The sequence below is a fragment of the Microcella putealis genome (genome assembly GCF_004216575.1).
GTDB lineage: Bacteria > Actinomycetota > Actinomycetes > Actinomycetales > Microbacteriaceae > Microcella > Microcella putealis.
The window spans coordinates 258903-277420 of sequence record NZ_SGWW01000001.1 but is presented as its reverse complement, the minus strand read 5'-3'; the positions used below and the strand labels follow the sequence as shown (position 1 = coordinate 277420).

Annotated in this window: 19 protein-coding genes; 13 read left to right on the top strand and 6 right to left on the bottom strand. The window is 70.8% G+C overall.

The features are described 5' to 3' along the window. The first annotated feature begins 14 nt into the window (after nucleotides 1–14). Nucleotides 15–1058: a DNA polymerase III subunit delta gene (gene holA, locus EV141_RS01420; protein ID WP_130484189.1), complete on the top strand. Its 1044-nt coding sequence runs from the start codon at nucleotides 15–17 to the stop codon at nucleotides 1056–1058. Between the two features lie 313 nt (nucleotides 1059–1371). Here holA and rpsT read toward each other — a convergent pair whose 3' ends face one another. Beyond that, on the bottom strand, nucleotides 1372–1632 hold the full coding sequence (gene rpsT / locus EV141_RS01415) for a 30S ribosomal protein S20 (RefSeq protein ID WP_130484188.1): 261 nt from the start codon (nucleotides 1630–1632) through the stop codon (nucleotides 1372–1374). A gap of 238 nt (nucleotides 1633–1870) precedes the next feature. On the opposite strand from rpsT, the gene lepA reads away from it, so the two are divergent. Genes lepA through EV141_RS01395 form a run of 4 tightly spaced genes read left to right on the top strand, consistent with a single transcriptional unit; the run spans nucleotide 1871 to nucleotide 5803 of the window. Further along, the gene (gene lepA, locus EV141_RS01410) at nucleotides 1871–3739 is read left to right on the top strand and encodes a translation elongation factor 4 (RefSeq protein WP_130484187.1); all 1869 of its coding nucleotides are present in this window, start codon (nucleotides 1871–1873) and stop codon (nucleotides 3737–3739) included. 5 nt (nucleotides 3740–3744) lie between these two features. Further along, nucleotides 3745–4416 (top strand): DUF1990 family protein, encoded by a 672-nt coding sequence (locus EV141_RS01405; protein ID WP_130484186.1) that lies wholly within the window; start codon nucleotides 3745–3747, stop codon nucleotides 4414–4416. Further along, nucleotides 4413–4856 carry a hypothetical protein gene (locus tag EV141_RS01400; RefSeq protein WP_130484185.1) on the top strand — a complete coding sequence of 148 codons (444 nt, stop codon included), beginning with the start codon at nucleotides 4413–4415 and terminating at the stop codon, nucleotides 4854–4856. Before EV141_RS01405 ends, EV141_RS01400 begins: the two co-directional genes overlap by 4 nt. Further along, a complete protein-coding gene (locus tag EV141_RS01395; RefSeq protein ID WP_241968932.1) occupies nucleotides 4853–5803 on the top strand; it encodes a bifunctional riboflavin kinase/FAD synthetase in 951 nt (316 codons plus the stop codon). Before EV141_RS01400 ends, EV141_RS01395 begins: the two co-directional genes overlap by 4 nt. A 68-nt stretch (nucleotides 5804–5871) precedes the next feature. Here the strand turns inward: EV141_RS01395 and EV141_RS01390 are convergent, their stop codons facing one another. Continuing rightward, the gene (locus EV141_RS01390) at nucleotides 5872–6534 is read right to left on the bottom strand and encodes a hypothetical protein (protein WP_130484184.1); all 663 of its coding nucleotides are present in this window, start codon (nucleotides 6532–6534) and stop codon (nucleotides 5872–5874) included. 75 nt (nucleotides 6535–6609) lie between these two features. Between EV141_RS01390 and EV141_RS01385 the strand changes: the two genes are divergently transcribed. Next, nucleotides 6610–7911 (top strand): MFS transporter, encoded by a 1302-nt coding sequence (locus EV141_RS01385; RefSeq protein WP_130484183.1) that lies wholly within the window; start codon nucleotides 6610–6612, stop codon nucleotides 7909–7911. Here the strand turns inward: EV141_RS01385 and EV141_RS01380 are convergent. Beyond that, a complete protein-coding gene (locus EV141_RS01380; protein WP_130484182.1) occupies nucleotides 7908–8846 on the bottom strand; it encodes an ROK family protein in 939 nt (312 codons plus the stop codon). The two genes, EV141_RS01385 and EV141_RS01380, sit on opposite strands and share 4 nt — an antisense overlap. Nucleotides 8847–8995: 149 nt before the next feature. Between EV141_RS01380 and EV141_RS01375 the strand changes: the two genes are divergently transcribed. The 5 genes from EV141_RS01375 (at nucleotide 8996) to EV141_RS01355 (ending at nucleotide 14184) form a co-directional block, all read left to right on the top strand. Further along, nucleotides 8996–10006, top strand: coding sequence for a sugar-binding transcriptional regulator (locus EV141_RS01375; RefSeq protein WP_130484181.1), 1011 nt, complete (start codon nucleotides 8996–8998; stop codon nucleotides 10004–10006). Continuing rightward, complete coding sequence (gene deoC / locus EV141_RS01370) at nucleotides 10003–11016, top strand: deoxyribose-phosphate aldolase (protein ID WP_130484180.1); 1014 nt, start codon at nucleotides 10003–10005, stop codon at nucleotides 11014–11016. Before EV141_RS01375 ends, deoC begins: the two co-directional genes overlap by 4 nt. Nucleotides 11017–11019: 3 nt before the next feature. Next, nucleotides 11020–12555, top strand: a complete 1536-nt coding sequence (locus EV141_RS01365) for an aldehyde dehydrogenase family protein (protein WP_130484179.1) — start codon at nucleotides 11020–11022, stop codon at nucleotides 12553–12555. After that, nucleotides 12552–13415, top strand: a complete 864-nt coding sequence (locus EV141_RS01360) for an aldehyde dehydrogenase family protein (RefSeq protein WP_130484178.1) — start codon at nucleotides 12552–12554, stop codon at nucleotides 13413–13415. The genes EV141_RS01365 and EV141_RS01360 overlap by 4 nt, the downstream gene beginning before the upstream one ends. A 250-nt stretch (nucleotides 13416–13665) precedes the next feature. Next, complete coding sequence (locus tag EV141_RS01355) at nucleotides 13666–14184, top strand: hypothetical protein (protein WP_241968931.1); 519 nt, start codon at nucleotides 13666–13668, stop codon at nucleotides 14182–14184. A gap of 82 nt (nucleotides 14185–14266) precedes the next feature. Here the strand turns inward: EV141_RS01355 and EV141_RS01350 are convergent, their stop codons facing one another. After that, entirely contained in the window at nucleotides 14267–15271 is a 1005-nt protein-coding gene (locus EV141_RS01350) for a ketopantoate reductase family protein (RefSeq protein WP_130484177.1), read from the bottom strand. 36 nt (nucleotides 15272–15307) lie between these two features. On the opposite strand from EV141_RS01350, the gene truB reads away from it, so the two are divergent. Both truB and EV141_RS01340 read left to right on the top strand, forming a co-directional pair. Continuing rightward, complete coding sequence (gene truB, locus EV141_RS01345; RefSeq protein WP_130484176.1) at nucleotides 15308–16219, top strand: tRNA pseudouridine(55) synthase TruB; 912 nt, start codon at nucleotides 15308–15310, stop codon at nucleotides 16217–16219. A gap of 10 nt (nucleotides 16220–16229) precedes the next feature. Then, a complete protein-coding gene (locus EV141_RS01340) occupies nucleotides 16230–16616 on the top strand; it encodes a hypothetical protein (RefSeq protein WP_130484175.1) in 387 nt (128 codons plus the stop codon). On the opposite strand, the gene EV141_RS01335 is transcribed toward EV141_RS01340, so the two are convergent. Continuing rightward, nucleotides 16613–17281: an HAD family hydrolase gene (locus EV141_RS01335; protein WP_130484174.1), complete on the bottom strand. Its 669-nt coding sequence runs from the start codon at nucleotides 17279–17281 to the stop codon at nucleotides 16613–16615. The two genes, EV141_RS01340 and EV141_RS01335, sit on opposite strands and share 4 nt — an antisense overlap. After that, nucleotides 17278–18435, bottom strand: a complete 1158-nt coding sequence (locus EV141_RS01330; RefSeq protein WP_130484173.1) for a flavin-containing monooxygenase — start codon at nucleotides 18433–18435, stop codon at nucleotides 17278–17280. The genes EV141_RS01335 and EV141_RS01330 overlap by 4 nt, the downstream gene beginning before the upstream one ends. Between the last annotated feature and the right edge of the window lie 83 nt (nucleotides 18436–18518).

Sequence of the window (18518 nt, the reverse complement as noted above, 5' to 3'; positions counted from 1 at the left end):
GGGGAGGCGGTGACATGGCACGAAGCAAGGCGCCCGCGAAGGGCGCGACGACGCGCTCGACCGGCACGCGCATCCCGCAGCTGTCGTGGCACGAGGCGAAACCGGCGCCCGTCGTCCTCATCAGCGGAACAGAATCGTTTCTGGCCGACCGGGCGATGCGCCTGCTGCGCGACGCGTTGCGCGCGGAAGACCCGGCGCTCGAGGTGCACGACGTCGACGCCGCGGCGTACGCCCCCGGCGAGTTGCTGACCCTCGCCAGCCCGTCGCTGTTCGGCGAGCCGCGCCTGCTCCGCGTGTCGAACGTCGAAAAGATGACCGACGCCTTCCTCGAGGAGGCGCTCGCGTTTCTCGCCGAACCTGCCGACGGGGCAACCGTCGCGCTGCGGCACGGCGGGGGAGTGCGCGGCAAGAAGCTGCTCGACGCGATCCGCTCGGGCCAGGGCGGCGGCGTCGAGATTGTCTGCGCTGAGCTGAAGCGCGACGCCGACCGCGCCGACTTCGCCGCGGCCGAGTTCCGGCACGCCGGCCGCGCGATCGCTCCGGCCGCGCTGCGGGCCCTGGTTTCGGCCTTCTCCGACGACCTCGGAGAGTTGGGCGCCGCCTGTCAGCAGCTCATTGCCGACACCGGCGGTGACATCACCGCCGAGACGGTGCAGCGCTACTACGGCGGGCGGGTCGAGGCGACCTCCTTCGCGGTCGCCGACGCCGCGATCGCCGGGCGCCCCGGTGAGGCGCTGACCCTGCTGCGCCACGCCCTCGATTCGGGCGCTGACCCCGTGCCGATGGTTGCGGCCTTCGCGATGAAGCTGCGCACGATGGCGAAGGTCGGCGGCAGCCGAGGGTCGGGCGGGCAGCTCGCCTCGCAACTGGGTCTCGCCCCGTGGCAGGTCGACCGCGCGCGGCGCGACCTGCAGGGTTGGGACGAAGCGGGGCTCGGCCGAGCGATCCTGACGGTGGCCGAGACCGACGCCGCCGTCAAGGGCGCGAGCCGCGACCCGGTGTTCGCCCTCGAGCGCCTCGTCACCCTTGTTGCCGACCGCGGCCACCCCCGCCTTTAGCGCGCGCCCCGTCTCCCGCCGAGGCGCGCCGCTCGTCGCGCCGTCTCGTCAACAACTCAGGACTAACGCGACCCCGCGCCGATCCGTCGTGACACGGCCGCGTCAACAACTCAGGACTAACGGCACGAATACGTGCCGTACTCGCGGCGTGGTCGAGCAGCTGACGCGTTAGTCCTGAGTTGTTGACGTGCGGGGCGCGGGCGCGCTGATCACTCGTCCTGAGTTGTTGACAGGCGCGGGCGGTGCGCATGCCGCAGAAACGACGAACGCCCCGGGGTGACCCCGGGGCGTTCGGCTGCTGTGGCGAAAAGCCTTAGAGCGCGGCGACCTGCTTCGCGATGGCCGACTTGCGGTTCGCGGCCTGGTTCTGGTGAATGACGCCCTTGCTGACGGCCTTGTCGAGCTTCTTCGACGCGGTCTTCAGTGCCGCGGTGGCGGCGGCCTTGTCGCCCGAGGCGATGGCCTTGCGCGTGGCGCGCACGGCGGTCTTGAGCTCGCTCTTGACGGCCTTGTTACGCTCCTGGGCCTTCAGGTTGGTCTTGATGCGCTTGATCTGCGACTTGATGTTCGCCATGAGTGTCTTTCTTCGTCGGTGAGTGTGGAGTGAGCGACCGGCTGTGGGGTGTGCCTATCGGCGAACTGTGCCCGGTCGCGTTCCGTGCCGGAAGAGAGAGGGCTTCCTGGCACGCAAGCCAGCTACGAACATTACCAGTCGCGGCATCCGACGAACAATCGACACGGATGCGCGTCGCGCCTGTCGAGGGACGCCCCGATTCCGCGGGCACCCGCCCCGCGTGGGAGAATGACGCGACATGTCTCCTCGCGCCCTCTCGCCGCTTGCCCCCGCGGCCACCGACCCGACGCAGATCCGCAACTTCTGCATCATTGCCCACATCGACCACGGCAAGTCGACGCTCGCCGACCGCATGCTTGGCATCACGGGCGTCGTCTCTGACCGCGACATGCGGGCGCAGTACCTCGACCGCATGGATATCGAGCGCGAGCGTGGCATCACGATCAAGAGCCAGGCCGTGCGCATGCCGTGGGCGGTGGCGGGGGAGGACGGCAAGCCCGTCACCTACGCGCTGAACATGATCGACACGCCGGGCCACGTCGACTTCACCTACGAGGTGAGCCGCAGCCTCGCGGCCTGCGAGGGCGCGATCCTTTTGGTCGACGCCGCGCAGGGCATCGAGGCGCAGACGCTCGCGAACCTGTACCTGGCGCTCGAGAACGACCTCACGATCATCCCGGTGCTCAACAAGATCGACCTGCCGGCGGCCGACCCCGACAAGTACGCCCGCGAGCTCGCCCAGCTGATTGGCGGCGACCCCGACGACGTGCTGCGGGTCAGCGGCAAGACCGGTGTGGGCGTCGAAGAGCTGCTCGACACGGTCGTGAACCTGATTCCGCCGCCCGTGGGCGACGCAGACGCGCCCGCCCGGGCCATGATCTTCGACTCGGTCTACGACTCGTACCGCGGCGTCGTTACCTACGTGCGCATGGTCGACGGGCGCCTCGACCCGCGCGAGCGCATTCAGATGATGTCGACGAAGGCCACGCACGAAATTCTTGAGATCGGCGTCTCGAGCCCCGAGCCGACGCCGAGCAAGGGCCTCGCCGTCGGCGAGGTGGGCTACCTGATCACGGGTGTGAAAGACGTGCGCCAGTCGAAGGTCGGCGACACGGTCACGACGCACGCGAAGGGCGCCACCCAGGCGCTTCCCGGCTACACCGACCCGCTGCCGATGGTGTTCTCGGGCATCTATCCGATCGATGGCAGCGACTACCCCGACCTGCGCGACGCCCTCGACAAGCTCAAATTGTCGGATGCTGCCCTGCAGTACGAGCCGGAAACCTCCGTCGCGCTCGGCTTCGGCTTCCGCTGCGGATTCTTGGGGCTCTTGCACCTCGAAATCGTGACCGAGCGCATCCGTCGCGAATTCGATCTCGACATCATCACGACCGCGCCGAGCGTGATCTACAACGTGACGACCGAAGACAAGGCGACGGTCGAGGTGACGAACCCGAGCGAGTACCCGACCGGCCGCATTGAGCGCGTCATGGAGCCGATCGTGTCGGCTTCGATCCTCGCGCCGAAAGACTATGTCGGCGCGATCATGGAGCTCTGCCAGAGCCGCCGCGGCACCATGCGCTCGATGGACTACCTCGGCGAAGACCGGGTCGAGCTGAAGTACACGCTGCCTCTCGGCGAGATCGTCTTCGACTTCTTTGACCAGCTGAAGAGCAAGACGCAAGGCTACGCGAGCCTCGACTACGAGCCGGCCGGCGAGCAGGAGGCCGACCTCGTGAAGGTCGACATCCTGTTGCAGGGCGAGCAGGTCGACGCGTTCAGCGCGATCGTGCACAAAGAGAAGGCCTACGCGTACGGCACGATGATGGCCCAGCGCCTGCGCGAGCTGATTCCGCGCCAGCAGTTTGAGGTGCCCATTCAGGCCGCCATCGGGGCCCGCGTCATCGCCCGCGAGAACATCCGCGCGATGCGCAAAGACGTGCTCGCCAAGTGTTACGGCGGCGACATCACCCGTAAGCGCAAGCTGCTCGAGAAGCAAAAAGAGGGCAAAAAGCGCATGAAGATGGTCGGCCGCGTCGAGGTGCCGCAGGAGGCCTTCATTGCGGCCCTGTCGGGTGAGACCGAGTCGAAGAAGGACAAGAAGTAGGGCCCGTGCGCTCGAGCTCCGACCGCCCGGCGGTCACCTACGCCGCGGTTGGCGCCACCCAGGCGCCCGACCTGTTCGCGTTTCCGCCGCGCGGCTACTCACCGTCGGAGTACCGGGCCCGCATTGGGCACGGCGACGCGCGCTGGGCCTACGCGGTCGAGGCGCTTCTCGACGGCGACGTGTACCGCGGCGCCGGCATGGCGGTGCGCTACCACCCGGCGCCCGACCCGGTGGTTGACGGCAGCTACTCGCCGGTCGGCTTCGACCGTGACGGTGAGCCGACGGCGCCGGCTGAGGTGTCGAGCGCTGAGCAGGTGTTCTCCGCCGACGGTCGCCCCCTGCTGCGGCCGGCCGACGAGATCACGGTGGGGCTCGGCGTCGGCGATCGCCTGCTGTTTCCGCTGCCGACGCGGGTCGTGCTGCTCGAGCGCACCGACGACCGGGTGACGCTCGCGATGGGCACGCTGCCGGGCCACGTGTTGCGAGGCGAGGAGGCGTTCACCCTGACGCACGCCTCCGACGGGTCGATCTGGCTGACGGTACGCAGCTTCGCGCGCCCAGCCCACTGGTGGCTGTGGCCCCTCTGGCCCGGGATGCTCGTGGCGCGCCGCCTGATCGCGGCCCGCTTCCTGCGTTCCCTCGCTGGGCCGATTCCCACCCGCGAGGCGACAGAATGAGCGGCGTGAGCGAGTCGACAGCGGCCGCGTCAACGACGGCGCCGAACATCCGAGTGAGCGGGTTCACCCGTGTGCTGATCGCCGTCTACGGCATCCTCGCGATCGCCGCGACGGGGCGCTCGTTCTATCAAATCGCGACCAAGTTCGAGGTCGCGCCCGTCGCATACACGCTGTCTGCCGTTGCCGCCGTCATCTACATTCTCGCGACGGTCGCGCTCGTGGCGCCCGGCCGCGCGTGGTTTCGCGTCGCCGTCGTTGCCATCGGCATCGAACTGCTCGGCGTGCTCGTGGTCGGCGTCATCAGCATCGCGCAGCCCGAGCTCTTCCCGGCCGACACGGTGTGGTCGCAGTTCGGCCGCGGCTACGGCTTCGTGCCGCTCGTGCTGCCGATTCTCGGCCTCTGGTCGCTCGCGCGTACGGCGAAGGCGGCCCGCTGGTGAGCCGCGTCGTGACGGGCATCGACGCACTGCCCGCCGACGGCGTGCGCTCGGCGGTCACGGTCGGCAAGTTCGACGGTGTGCACCTGGGGCACCGGCGCGTCATCGAGCGCCTGCGCGACGAGGCGACCGCGCGCGGCATTGCGCGCACCGTCGTCATCACCTTCGATCGCAACCCGCTCGAGGTGCTGCGCCCCGCCGACGCGCCCCTGCCCCTGCTCTCGACCGCGCAGAAGACCGAAGCGCTGCTCGCGGCCGGGGTCGACCTCGTCGTCGTGATTCCCTTCACCACTGAGTTCGCCGCCCTCGCCCCCGAGCGCTTCGTCAGTGAGGTGCTCGTCGGCGGGCTGTCCGCCGAGTGCGTGCTCGTGGGCGCCGACTTCCGCTACGGCGCGAACGGCGGCGGAACGGTCGACACCCTGCGCGTGGCGGGCGAGCAGCTCGACTTCGCCGTCGCGCTCGTCGACGACGTCTGTGTGTCGGGCGGCGAGCGCATCTCCTCGACGGGCATCCGACGCCTGCTCGAGGTGGGTCACGTTGCCGAGGCGGCTGAGGCGCTCGGGCGCCTGCCGCGCATCCGCTCGGAAGTCGTGCCCGGCTACCAGCGGGGGCGCACGATGGGCTACCCGACCGCGAACCTCGCGCCGGGCGCGGAAGGCTTCATTCCGGCCGACGGCGTCTACGCCTGTTGGATGCACGTCGACGGTCAGCGCTTCGGCGCGGCGGTCTCGGTGGGCAACAACCCGACCTTCGGCGACGTCCCCGAGAAGACCGTCGAAGCGCACGCCGTTGACGTCACCGTTGACCTCTACGGCAAAGTGGTCGAGCTCGAGTTCGTGCGCTTCATTCGCGGCATGCGGAAGTTCCCGTCGGCCGACGCGCTCGCCCACCAGATGGGTGTTGACGAGGTCGAGATCCGCGGCGTGCTGGGGCTCCAGCCCGCGCCGTAGGGCTGCCGGGGCACGGGCCTGCGAGCCCGCGAGGCACGGAGTCTGCTCACTGCAGGGCGGGGGCCCGCTCAGCCGTCGATGCCGGGCGACTCCCGCTCGGGTGGCGCGGGCACCTCGTCGGGCAGCGGCCCGCGGCCCGCCAAGAACAGCAGAATGGCGCGATCGTCACAGGGCCGCGCGGCACCCGAGCCGATGCGCCAGCCCCCGCTCGCCGCGACGAGCGCGTAGCGCTGCAAAGTGGGCCGCAGCGCCGGCTGCTGCCGCACCGCCAGGTCGAGGGCGACCGCGCCGAGAGTCTGCGGATCGGTGGTCTCGACGAGACCGTTGCGCCGCGCCACATCGACGAGCAACACCACGGCCTCGCCCAGGGCACGGATGCCTGGGCCACGGCGCGCCGAGCTGAGCCGCGCGGCCTCGAGCACGAGCAGCTCGGCGAGCCGTCCGCTGTCGACCGCGGCAAGCGCGGGGGAGGGCGTGTCGATGGCGCCGAGGATGGCGAGCAGGCGCTCGTGCGGGCGGCGCGGGAGGCGCGTTAACAGGGTGCGTACCGCATCCGCCACATCGCGTCGCCCGTCACCCGAGGGCGACGCAGCGAGCGACGGATGCGCGTCGAGCACGCGGGCCAGCTCGGTGAGAGCGGCCGCCGTCTCGCGCGCCCAGCCGCCCGAGACGGCGGACTCGTCTGCGCGCGGCCGGTTACTGAGCGGGAGGTGTTCGGCGAAGTCGCTCACGGCCTCACTCTAAGCGCGGATCGTGGGCACGGTCGGGCGACGGGAGGCACCTCGAGGCCGCCCTAGGCTGAACGCGTGGCCGAACCGTCAGCCGAGCACCCGGGGGGCCCGCGCGGTGCACGGGCGGTGAGTGCCGGTCTCGCGCTCGCGGCCGTCATCGCGATGGCGGCGAATCTGCGCACCGGGGTCGCGGGTCTCGCGCCCATCAGTCCGCAGATCTCCGCAGATATCCCGCTCAGCGCGTCGGTGCTGGGCGTCCTCGGCCTCGCCGCGCCGCTGGGCTTCGTAATCGCCGGGCTGCTGTCGCCTCTGCTTGCCCACCGCTTCGGCATCGAGCGCACCCTCGCCGCGGCCGTCGTGGCGATGATCGTCGGGCACCTTCTGCGGGCGATTGCCCCCGACGTGACGACCTTGCTCCTCGGCAGCGTCGTCGTGCTGCTCGGGGCGGGTGTCGGCAACATCCTGCTTCCGGGGGCGGTCAAGCGCTACCTGCCCGACCGCTTTGCCGCGGTCACCGCCGCGTACGGCACGGCCATGTCGATCGGTTCGGCCATTCCGCCCCTCGTCGCGGTGCCAATTGCGGTGGGGATCGACTGGCGGGTGTCGCTCGCCGTCTGGAGCGTCGGGGCACTCGTCGCGCTCGCGCCCTGGATCGTCGTCGCCCGACGCGCCGCGCGCCAGGCCGTAGCGCGCGCCGCGGTCGACGCGGAGGCGGGACAGGCGGGACAGGCGGGCGAGGCTGCCCCCGCCGCCTCCGTGCCGAACGCGCGCGGCGCCCTGCGGCTCGCCCGCTCGCGCACCGTGTGGGGCATCACGATTGGCTTTGCCGTTTCGGGCATGTCGGCGTACACCGTTTTTGCCCTGCTGCCGGTGGTGCTGCGGGAGAGCGCTGGCGTGTCGGCGACCGCCGCGGGCGCGCTCGTGGCGCTGTTCAGCATCCTGGGTTTGCCGCTCGCCCTGTCGGTTCCTGTGCTGGGCGCCCGCCTGGCCACTCCGACGCCGCTGCTGATCGCCGCGACGGTGTTGCTCGCCACAGGCTGGGGTGGTCTCTGGCTTGCTCCGGCCCTCGCGCCGGCCGTGTGGGTGACCGCGGTAGGGCTCGGGCAAATCTCATTCCCGCTCGGGCTGACCCTGATCGGACTGCGCACGCGCTCACCGCAGGTGGCCGCGGGAGTGAGCGCGTTCATCCAAACGGTCGGCTACCTGGCGGCGGCCATCGTTCCACCCGTGCTCGGCGTGTTGCGGGATGCGACCGGCAGTTGGGCGTGGTCGATGGGCGTCATGACCGTGCTGACCTTCGGTGCCGCGGCATCGATCCCGCTCTTGCGTACCCGGGGCATCGTCGATGACGAGCTCGGGCAGAACGCGCCGCGTTAGCTGAGCTGCTCGCTGTGGTGCACGAGGGCGGCGGCGCCGATCAGCGGACCCTCACCGCTCAATCCGCTGCGCACCACGCGCGTCGACGTGACGAAGGCGAAGTCGCTGTGGCCGGCGACCGTGCGGGCCACGATGTCGATGTAGTCGTCAGCGACGTGCGAGAAGCCGCCACCGATCGCGACGACGTCGAGGTCGAGCAACGCCGAGGTTGATGCGATGGCCTCGCCGACGGCGGTGGCCGAGCGCTCGATGGCGGCGCGCGCGATCGGGTCGCCCGCCCGCGCGCTGGCAGCGAGCTCTTCGCCGGTCTCGCCCTGCCAGCCCTCCCGTCGCGCCCAGGCGACGGTGCGCGGTCCGGAGGCAACCGCTTCGAGACATCCGCGCGCACCGCAGGCACACCGGTCGTCGTGGCCGGCGACCTGCACGTGCCCAATGTGGCCCGCGTTGCCCGAGGGGCCCGCGATCGTGCGGCCATCGACGAGCAGGCCGCCGCCCACTCCGGTCGAGACGACCATGCCCATGACGTTGCGCTCGCCGCGTGCGGCGCCCACCCATGTTTCGGCGAGGGTGATGGCGATGCCGTCGATGCGCGTCACGACGGGCACGTCGGGAACGAGCGAGGTGACCAGATCGCCGAGCGGGTACCCGCGCCAGGCGGGCAGGTTGAGCGGTGACACGTGGCCGTCGGAGCCCACGAGCGGGCCGGCTGAGCCGATGCCGACGCCGATCACGCGGTCGTCGCGACGCGCCGTCACGAGCGTGGCGAGCGCATCCTGAACGGCCTCCGTCACGCTGCGCGCGAGTTCGTCGCTCGTGGCGGTCGCGCCGGTGGGGCGGCGGTGGCGGGATCCGGCGACGAGCGAACCGTCGGCGGCGACGAGGGCGGCCTCGACTTTCGTGCCGCCGAGGTCGACGGCGAGGGCGTAGTCAGTCACAGAGCGAGCCTAGCGACGCGGCGACCGTTGCTCATGTGAGCAACGCGCCAACAAATGTTGGTGGATGCGCGCGGCGCCGCCTAGCGTGGACCTCACGCCGGTGCGCCCTCGCGCCCCGCCGACCGATCCACTTCGTCTCCGGAGGTTCCGTGCCGCTCGACACCAGCGACAGCGAGCTGCTCGCCGTGCGGGCAGCCGAGCTGTACTACGAGGAAAACAAGACCCAGGACGAGATCGGCGCGATTCTGCGCATCACCCGCTGGAAGGTCGGGCGCTTGCTCGCCCAGGCGCGCGAGCGGGGCATCATCCGCATCGAGATCGTGCACCCGCGGGCCCGACGCCTCGGTCTCGAGCGCGACCTGGCCGCCCGCTTCGGGCTCACCGACGCCGTCGTCGTGCCCGCGCCGCTCGACGACGTCGAGCTGCAGTCACGCGTCGCCGAGGCGGCCGCCGACTACCTCGTCAGCATGCGCCCCGTGCCGCGCCTGCTCGGCCTCAGCTGGGGCCGCACGCTGCACCAGGTCGCCGAATCACTGCCCGTGGGCTGGTCGACCGGTGTCAACGTCGTGCAGCTCAACGGCGGCGTCAGCCTCTCGAAGCGCCCCGGCACCGCCGCCGCGACCGCCACGATGATCGCCCAGAAGGCGGGCGGCGAGGCGACCCTCCTGCCCACCCCCGCCATCCTCGAGCGCCTCGAAACGAAGCGCGCCATCGAGGGCGACCGCACCGTCGGCGGTGTGATCCAGCTCGCCCGCACGGCGCACGCCTACCTGTTCTCGGCCGGCCCCGCCGACACGAGCTCCGTGCACGTCGACAGCGGATACCTGACGGCCGACGACATCGCGCGACTCGTCGAGCGGGGTGCCGTGGGCGACGTGCTCGGCCGGTACATCACCGCCGACGGCGAAATTGCTGACCCCGAGCTTGACGCCCGCACGCTCGGACTCGGGCTCGACGAACTGCGCGCCGCGAAGCGCAGCATCCTCGCGGTCGGCGGCGAATCGAAGCACGCTGTCGCCCGCGCCATCGTCACCCACGGTCTGTGCTCGGTCCTCGTGACCGACGAGCACACCGCCCGCTTCCTGCTCGGCCGCGACATCGACGCCGACCCCCTGACCGACGACACCGATCCCACCGCACCGCGAGAGGACACCCCATGACCATCGACCACCCCGTCGCGCTGGCACCCGCCGAGCGCGCCGTGCGGCTGCTCGGCGGCGACCTGACCGAGAAGGCGCTCGCGCTGCATCTCGACGGGCTCGCCGGCGTCGACGCCGTCGGACTCGAGCAGCGCGCCGCGGGCCTCGCGACCCGCTCGATCAAGACCTCGTCGAAGGCCTGGGCGCTCGACACGATCATCCGCACCTGCGACCTGACGACCCTCGAAGGGGCCGACACGCCCGGCAAGGTGCGTTCGCTCGTCGCCAAGGCCGTCACCCCCGACGCGACCGACCCGACGACACCCCGCGTCGCCGCGGTCTGCGTCTACGGCGACATGGTTCCGTACGCCGTCGAGGCGCTCGGTTCGGCACACGGCGATCCGGATGCGGGCCTCGTCTCGGTCGCGGCCGTCGCGACCGCGTTCCCCTCCGGTCGCGCGAGCCTCGAGATCAAGCTGGCCGACACGCGCGACGCCGTGGCGTCGGGCGCCGACGAGATCGACATGGTCATCGACCGCGGAGCCTTCCTCTCGGGGCGCTACGGGATGGTCTTCGACCAGATCGTCGCCGTGAAAGAGGCGTGCCGCCGGGCCGACGGCACGTATGCGCACCTGAAGGTGATCCTCGAGACCGGTGAGCTTGTGACCTACGACAACGTCAAGCGCGCGTCGTGGCTGTCGATCCTCGCCGGCGCCGACTTCATCAAGACCTCCACCGGCAAGGTGAGCCCCGCGGCCACGCTGCCCGTGACACTGCTGATGCTCGAAGTCATTCGCGACTGGCACCGCCTCACCGGCGAGAAGGTCGGAATGAAGCCAGCCGGCGGCATCCGGTCATCGAAAGATGCCGTGCGCTACCTCGTCACCGTCGCCGAGACGGTCGGCGAAGAGTGGCTCACCCCGCACCTGTGGCGGTTTGGGGCCTCGAGCCTCGTCAACGACGTGCTGCTGCAGCGCCAGAAACTGCGAACCGGTCACTACAGTGGCCCCGACTACGTGACGGTGGACTAACCCATGAGCTTCCTTGAGTACGCCCCCGCGCCGGAATCGACGGCGATCCTGAACCTGAAGAGCGAGTACGGCTTATTTCTCGACGGCGAGTTCGTCGACGGCTCGGGTGAGGTCTTCGACACCATTTCGCCCGCCACCGAAGAGGTCATCGCGCGCATCGCGCAGGCCGACGCCTCCGACGTCGACCGCGCGGTCGCCGCCGCCCGCCGGGCGTACGAGCGCACGTGGTCGCGCATGTCGGGCAGCGACCGGGGCAAGTACCTCTTCCGCATCGCGCGCCTCGTGCAGGAACGCTCGCGCGAGCTGGCCGTCGCCGAAAGCCTCGACAACGGCAAGCCGATTCGCGAGACGCGCGACGTCGACGTGCCGCTCGTTGCCGCGTGGTTCTTCTACTACGCCGGCTGGGCCGACAAGCTCGAGTACGCCGGCGCCGGCCCGAACCCGCGCTCGCTCGGCGTCGCCGCGCAGGTCGTGCCGTGGAACTTCCCGCTGCTGATGCTCGCGTGGAAGATCGCCCCCGCGCTCGCCGCCGGCAACACGGTCGTCATCAAGCCGGCCGAGACCACCTCGCTCACCGCGATGCTGTTCGCCGAGATCCTGCAGCAGGCCGAGCTTCCTGCCGGTGTCGTCAACATCGTCACCGGCCCCGGCGCGACCGGCCAGGCGCTCGTCACGCACGACGACGTCAACAAGGTCGCCTTTACGGGCTCGACCGGCGTCGGCCGCATGATCGCCCGCCAGGTTGCCGGCACGAACAAGAAGCTCACCCTCGAACTCGGCGGCAAAGCCGCGAACATCGTGTTCGACGACGCGGCCATCGACCAGGCCGTCGAGGGCATCGTCAACGGCATCTTCTTCAACCAGGGCCACGTCTGCTGCGCCGGTAGCCGCCTGCTCGTGCAGGAGAACATCCACGACGAGGTCGTCGATAAGTTGAAGTACCGCCTGTCGACGCTGCGCCTCGGTGACCCGCTCGACAAGAACACCGACATCGGTGCCATCAACTCGGCGGCCCAGCTCGAGCGCATTCGCACGCTCAGCGACACCGGCGAGAGCGAGGGCGCCGAGCGCTGGCAGCTCGACTGCACGATCCCCGAGAAGGGCTTCTGGTTCCGCCCGACGATCTTCACGCGCGTCTCGGCGGCCCACACGATCGCCCGCGAAGAGATCTTCGGGCCCGTGCTGTCGGTGCTGACCTTCCGCACGCCCGACGAGGCGATTGCGAAGGCGAACAACACCCCGTACGGCCTGTCGGCCGGCATCTGGACCGAGAAGGCGTCGCGCATGCTCGCCGTCGCCGACCGCCTGCGCGCGGGCGTCGTCTGGGCCAACACCTTCAACAAGTTCGACCCGGCGTCGCCGTTCGGCGGCTACAAAGAGTCGGGCTACGGCCGCGAGGGTGGCCGCCAGGGGCTCGCCGCGTACCTCGAGTCGGCCGGCTGGGAAGCGCCCGCCGCGATCATGGCGAGCGCCGCATCCGCAACGACGACCGCCGCGGGCGGTCGCAAGAAGACCACGAAGAAGGCGGTGGCGAAGTGAGCCGAGTGACCGTGCCGAAGACGTACAAGCTCTACATCGGCGGCAAGTTCCCGCGCAGCGAGTCGGGGCGAACCTACGAGGTGACCACCCAGGCGGGCGAATTCGTGGCGAACGCCGCGCTCGCCTCGCGCAAAGACGCCCGCGACGCCGTCGTGGCCGCTCGCGCCGCCGTGACGGGCTGGGCGGGGGCCACGGCCTACAACCGCGGCCAGGTGATCTACCGCATCGCCGAGCTGCTCGAAGGTCGGCGCGCGCAGTTCGTCGACGAGATCAGCCGCACCGAGGGCGTGACCACGGCCGCCGCATCGGCGCAGGTCGACGCCGCGATCGACGTGTGGGTCTGGTACGCCGGCTGGGCCGACAAGTACGCGCAGATCGCCGGCAACGGCAACCCCGTGTCGGGGCCGTACTTCAACCTGTCGGTGCCCGAGCCCACCGGGGTGGTCGCGGCGATCGCGCCGCAGGCGCGCGTCGGCACCTCGCTGCTCGGCCTTGCCGCGGTCGTCGCGCCGATCATCGTGTCGGGCAACACCGTCGTCGTCGTGCCGAACACGGGTGCGCCGCTGTCGGCGATCAGCCTCGCCGAAGTCCTCGCGACTTCCGACGTGCCGGGTGGCGTCATCAACGTGCTGACCGGCTCGCCCGCCGAGATGGCGCCGTGGCTCGCCTCGCACGCCGACGTGAACGCCCTCGACCTCGCCGGCGCTGGTGACATCGACTGGGTCGAGCTGCAGCTGTCGGCCGCGGAGACGCTCAAGCGCGTGCTCGCCCCGGTCGCGGGCGTGCCCGCGCCGGCACTCGAGCGCATCACCGCCTTCACCGAGACGAAGACGGTCTGGCACACCAAGTCGATGCTCTAGCGGAACACGCGACTCGCGCGACTCGCGCACCCCTGGCGGCCGCGGCCGGAACCCTCCGGTTCCGCCGCGGCCGTCAACAATTCAGGACTAACGCGCACGGGTTCACTCGACACGCCTGGTGTTGCGGGTGAGCGTGCGCGTTAGTCCTGAGTTGTTGACACCTCACTCGGGGGTGCGAGTCGTTCGCGCGGGGGAGGGGAGTCCACCCCGAGGCGGATGAGGATGCCTCCGCTGCCTCGATAGCGTTGTCGTGTCGCCGCACCCGGTGACCGCCAGCATCCCCGAGGAGACACATTTCAGGCTTGCCGAGCTGCAAGAGTTCACCGCGTCCGTTGATCCCGTGTGGCAGTGGCTGGTGGTCATGGGTGCCGGGGCGATCCCGTTCGTGGAGTCGTACGGGGCAGGCCCGCTCGGCATCGTCGTGGGAATGTTCCCCATCCTCGCGGTCATCGCCGCCATCGTCGGCAACATCGTGTCGATGACCGTCGTGGTGCTCGCCACGGGTGGCGCCCGCGACCGGCTGGCGAAGCGGGACACAGAACAGAGCCCGCGTCGTCAGCGCTTCCTGCGCGCGTTCGACAAGTGGGGCGTGGCCGGCGTGAGCCTGCTCGGTCAGACGATCCTGCCGAGCCAGATCACCTCCGCGATGATGGTCGGCATCGGCGCTGACAAGAAGCGCGTGATCATCTGGCAGATCATCTCGATCATCCTGTGGGGCATTGCTTTCGGCGTGCTCGCCTGGCTCGCGGTTTCGGCCCTGCGCGGCTAGCCGCCGACAGCGCGTGTCAACAACTCAGGACTAACGGCGCTGGTTTCGCCACGCGAACGATGGCGCGGCAGTCGAGTGCGCGTTAGTCCTGAGTTGTTGACACGCGAGTGGCGGCGTCGGCGGGGGTGACGAAGGCGGCGGTGCGTTCGACCTCGTGCACGAGGGCGATGATGGCGTCGCTGACGGGCGTCGCGACGCCGGCGGCCCGCCCCGCCGCGGCGACGGCCCCGTTGATCTGGTCGACCTCGGTCACGCGACCCCGACGGATGCTCTGCAGCATCGACGCCGGATTCGGGACGTCCCCCATTCCCCGCGCGAGCATCCGCGCAAGTTCTTCACCGGCGGCCACGCCCTCGGCGCCCGGCGCCTGAAGCGGGCGGAGGGCCGCTGCGTCGACCGGACCGATCGCCTGCCAGCTCACCCCGAGTGCCGCGCCGACGGCCACGGTTTCGGCCATGGCGGCGCCGAGCACTCGGCGCAAGCGGTCGTCGGCGACCGTCTGCTGCACACTGAGCCCGGTGATGGCGGGCAGCGCGTTCACCTGGTTGATGACGAGCTTGGTCCACTGGGCGCCGCGAATGTCGGCACTGACGTCGACCCGCTCGGGCAGCGCCGCGCGCAGCACGGGCAGGGCGACGGCGACGGAGCGCGCGTCGCCGCCGATGACGAGCGGGGCTGCCGCCGTCACGGTCACTCGGCCGGGCCCGACGAGGCTCGCCGCGAAGAGTGCGAGCCCCACGCCGACCGGGCTGCCCGGCAGCACCGAGCGCACGAGCTCGTCGCCCCCGAGACCGTTCTGCAGCACCATCACGGGGCATCCGCTCGGCACGTCGACGCCTGCCAGGGCCGCGGCGGTGTCGTTGGCCTTCGTGGCGACGATCACGAGCCTGGTATCCGCGGGCACGCGTGCGACGACCGCAACCCCGGCGCGGTGCGCGCCAAAGCCGCCGTCGAGGGTGAGCCCCGACTCGGTGAGGGCGACCGCGTGGTCGCCGCGCGCGGTCACGCTCACCTCGTGCCCTGCCCGATCCAGCAGGGCCGCGAGTGCACCGCCGACGGCCCCTGCTCCGATCACGGTCACGCGCACCCGACCAGCCTAGATCGAGCCGGTAGCGTTATCACCGTGATCTCTGGCCTGCTGCTCGTCGACAAACCCGCAGGCCTCACCAGCCACGACGTCGTGGCCCGCGCCCGCCGCGCGCTCGGCACCCGCAAGGTGGGCCACGCGGGCACGCTCGACCCGTCGGCCACGGGCCTGCTCACGCTCGGCGCCGGCCCTGCGACGCGTCTGCTGACGTACCTCGTGGGCCTCGACAAGCAGTACACGACGACGATCCGCCTGGGCTTGGCGACAACGACCGACGACGCCGAGGGTGAGGTGCTCGGCGCGCCCGCCTCCGCGGCGGCCCTCACCGCCGTCACCGACGAGCGCCTCGCGGCCGAGGTTGCCCGACTCACGGGGGAGATCGAGCAGGTGCCGAGCGCGGTCAGCGCCATTAAGGTCGACGGACGCCGCGCCTACGACCGTGTGCGCGCGGGCGAGGAGGTCGAGCTCGCCTCCCGCCGCGTCACCGTGTCGCGCTTCAGTATCGAGGCCGTGCGCCGCGCCCCCGATGCGATCGAGGTCGACGCCGTGGTCGACTGCTCTTCGGGCACGTACATTCGCGCCCTCGCCCGCGACCTCGGCCGCGCCCTTGGCGTCGGGGGGCACCTGACGGCACTCCGCCGCACGCGGGTCGGCCCGTTCACGGTCACCGACCCCATCGCCATCACCCTGGATGCGCTGGTGACCGCCGGCGAGAACGGTTCGGCCGCGTCGCTGCTCGCGTCGCCGGCCGACGTCGCGGCGCGCCTGTTTCCCGTCCTCCGCACCTCTGACGAGCAGAGCCGTGACCTCGCTCACGGCAAGAAGCTTGACGGCTTGGACGCACCCGATGCGTCCCCGGTCGCCGCCGTTGACACGGCCGGCCGTCTCGTCGCGTTGCTCAGCGTTGAGCGGGGTCGGGGCCGTATCCTGACGGGGTTCCCGCAGTAAGGAGTCGCGCGTGATCGAGTGGTTCGGCGTCGTGCAGATCGTCGCGGCGGCAGCGCTGGGAGTGATCGCCCTCGCGCTCGGTGGCATCGGCCGCCGACCCGACGACATCACCGTGCTCGGCAGTGTGCTGCTCGCGCTGCTGCTGATCGCTCAGGTGGTCGTCGGCATTGTGCAGCCGCTCGTCGGAAACGCGCCGACGGGCGACATCGTCGAGTGGTGGCTGTACCTGGTCGTGGCGCTGCTGCTCGTCATCGGCGGCGTGGTGTGGGCCCTGATCGACCGCAGTCGCTGGGCCACGCTGATCATCGGCGTCGTCGGGGTCACGGTCGCGATCATGGTGTTCCGCATGACCCAGATCTGGTTCGTGCAGACCGTCCCCGCAGCGCTCGGCGCCTAGAGTCCCGCGATCGCCTCGAGCACCGCGTCGAGGTGCCCCTCGATGGTCGGCACGACGAGAATCGCACCGGTCTCGCTGAGCTCCTCGGCGGAAAACACTCCCGTGGCGACCGCGATGAAGGGAATCCCCGCCGCGACGGCAGCCTCGTCGTCGCGCGGCGTGTCGCCGATGATGACGAGCGTCTCGTCGGGCAGCGCCTCGCGGGCCGCCCGCGTGATCTCGCTGCGCTCGGACGCGGTCGCGCCGAAGAACGAGCGGCTCCAGTCGAAGCGTTCGGCCCCAAGACCTGAGCCGTCGAGCTTCACGCGCGAGCGGGTGGCGCTGTTGCCGGTCAACAGCGCGTTGACCCAGCCCCGCGCATCCGCCTGATCGAGCGCCTCGCGGATGCCCGGCGCGATTTCTCGGCGATCGCCCGCCTTCGCGCGCTCCACCGACAGCGCGTCGAGCGAGTCGCGGGCGGCCTCGTGCCACTGCGCCGCGTCGAAGCCGAAGTGCTCGAGGATGTCGGTGAGGATGTGCCCGTCGGTCTTGCCGTGGGTGCGCGGCAGGGGCGGCGACAGCTCGCGGCCGACGGCCCGCTCGACGGCCACGTGGTAGAGCTCGCCACCACCGGTGAACGAGTTGAGCAGCAGGGTTCCGTCGACATCCCAAAGAATCGTGGTCACGACCCCATGCTCGCAGAGGCGAGGGCGGGGTCGGTGCCACGCGCGTCGACGATCGCCGCGGTCAGCTCGCGGGCGTCGGCGTCGATGCCGTGCAGAATCGACGAGTCGAGCCGGCTCTGCCACGGCAGGCCGATCCAGTAGAACCCGGAAACGGGCGAGATGCCGCGGTCGTGCCGCGGCCCTCCGTGCTCGGTCAGGGCGCCCTCGACGGCGACGAAGGGGTAGTGCGCCCGAAAACCGGTACACCACAGCACGGCGTCCACCTCGACGCGCTCGCCGTTGGCGAGCTCGAGCGCGCGGCCCGCGGCCCCCACGACGCGGCTGGTTCTCAGCCCGAGCTGCCCCCGGCGCACGAGCTTCTTCGCCTCGGTGCCCAGAATGCCGTCGCCGCGCGAGTGGATGTACTGGCTGATGCGGCTGTCGGCCGGCGAATCGAGAATGCCGAACAGCGACAGCGGCCAGTAGACGCTGAGGCCCGCCACCTTCTCGGGAATGAACCACGGTTCAGCGGGCGCGATCATCGTCACGGTGCGCTCCGCAGCACCCGGCCCCGTGGCCAGCTCGGTGGCGAGCTGAGCTGCCGAATTGCCGCCGCCGACGACCGCGATGCGGCCCGCCGGAAGATCGCTCGGTGTGCGGTACGCGCTCGAGTGCCGTTGAGCCACGGCGTCGTCAAGCCCCGCCGCGACACGGGGAACGCGCGGGTACTGGAACGGGCCGCTCGCGATGACGACCGAGCGGGCGGTGATTGTGCCGGGATGCGCATCCCGCTCGTACTGAATCGCGAAGCGTCCGCGGAAATCGCGGCCCGTCGGCTCGGCGCGGGCGATGCGGGTGACGCGCGTGCGGTGCGCGACGGGCACGGCGTGATCGGCGGCGTACTGCTCGAGGTAGTCGGCGATCTGCAGACGCGTGGGATACGGGTCGGCCTCGGGTGGGAGGGGGCTCCCCGCGAGAGCGGCAAAGCGCTTCGGGGTGAACAGCACGAGGCTGTCCCAGCGCTCGCGCCACACATCGCCCGTGCGCTCGCGGTCGTCGAGCACGATGTGCGCGATTCCGGCCTCACTCAGCCGGTACGACATGCCGAGCCCCGCCTGCCCGCCACCGACGATGACGACGTCGACGTCGCTCGGAATCTCTCGCACGAGTGCCACGCCCTTATGTTCGGTGCGGCGGCTACGGCGGATGCCTGCGCCCCCTCGGCCATCATGGGCCCTCCGCCTGGCAGAATCGGGCG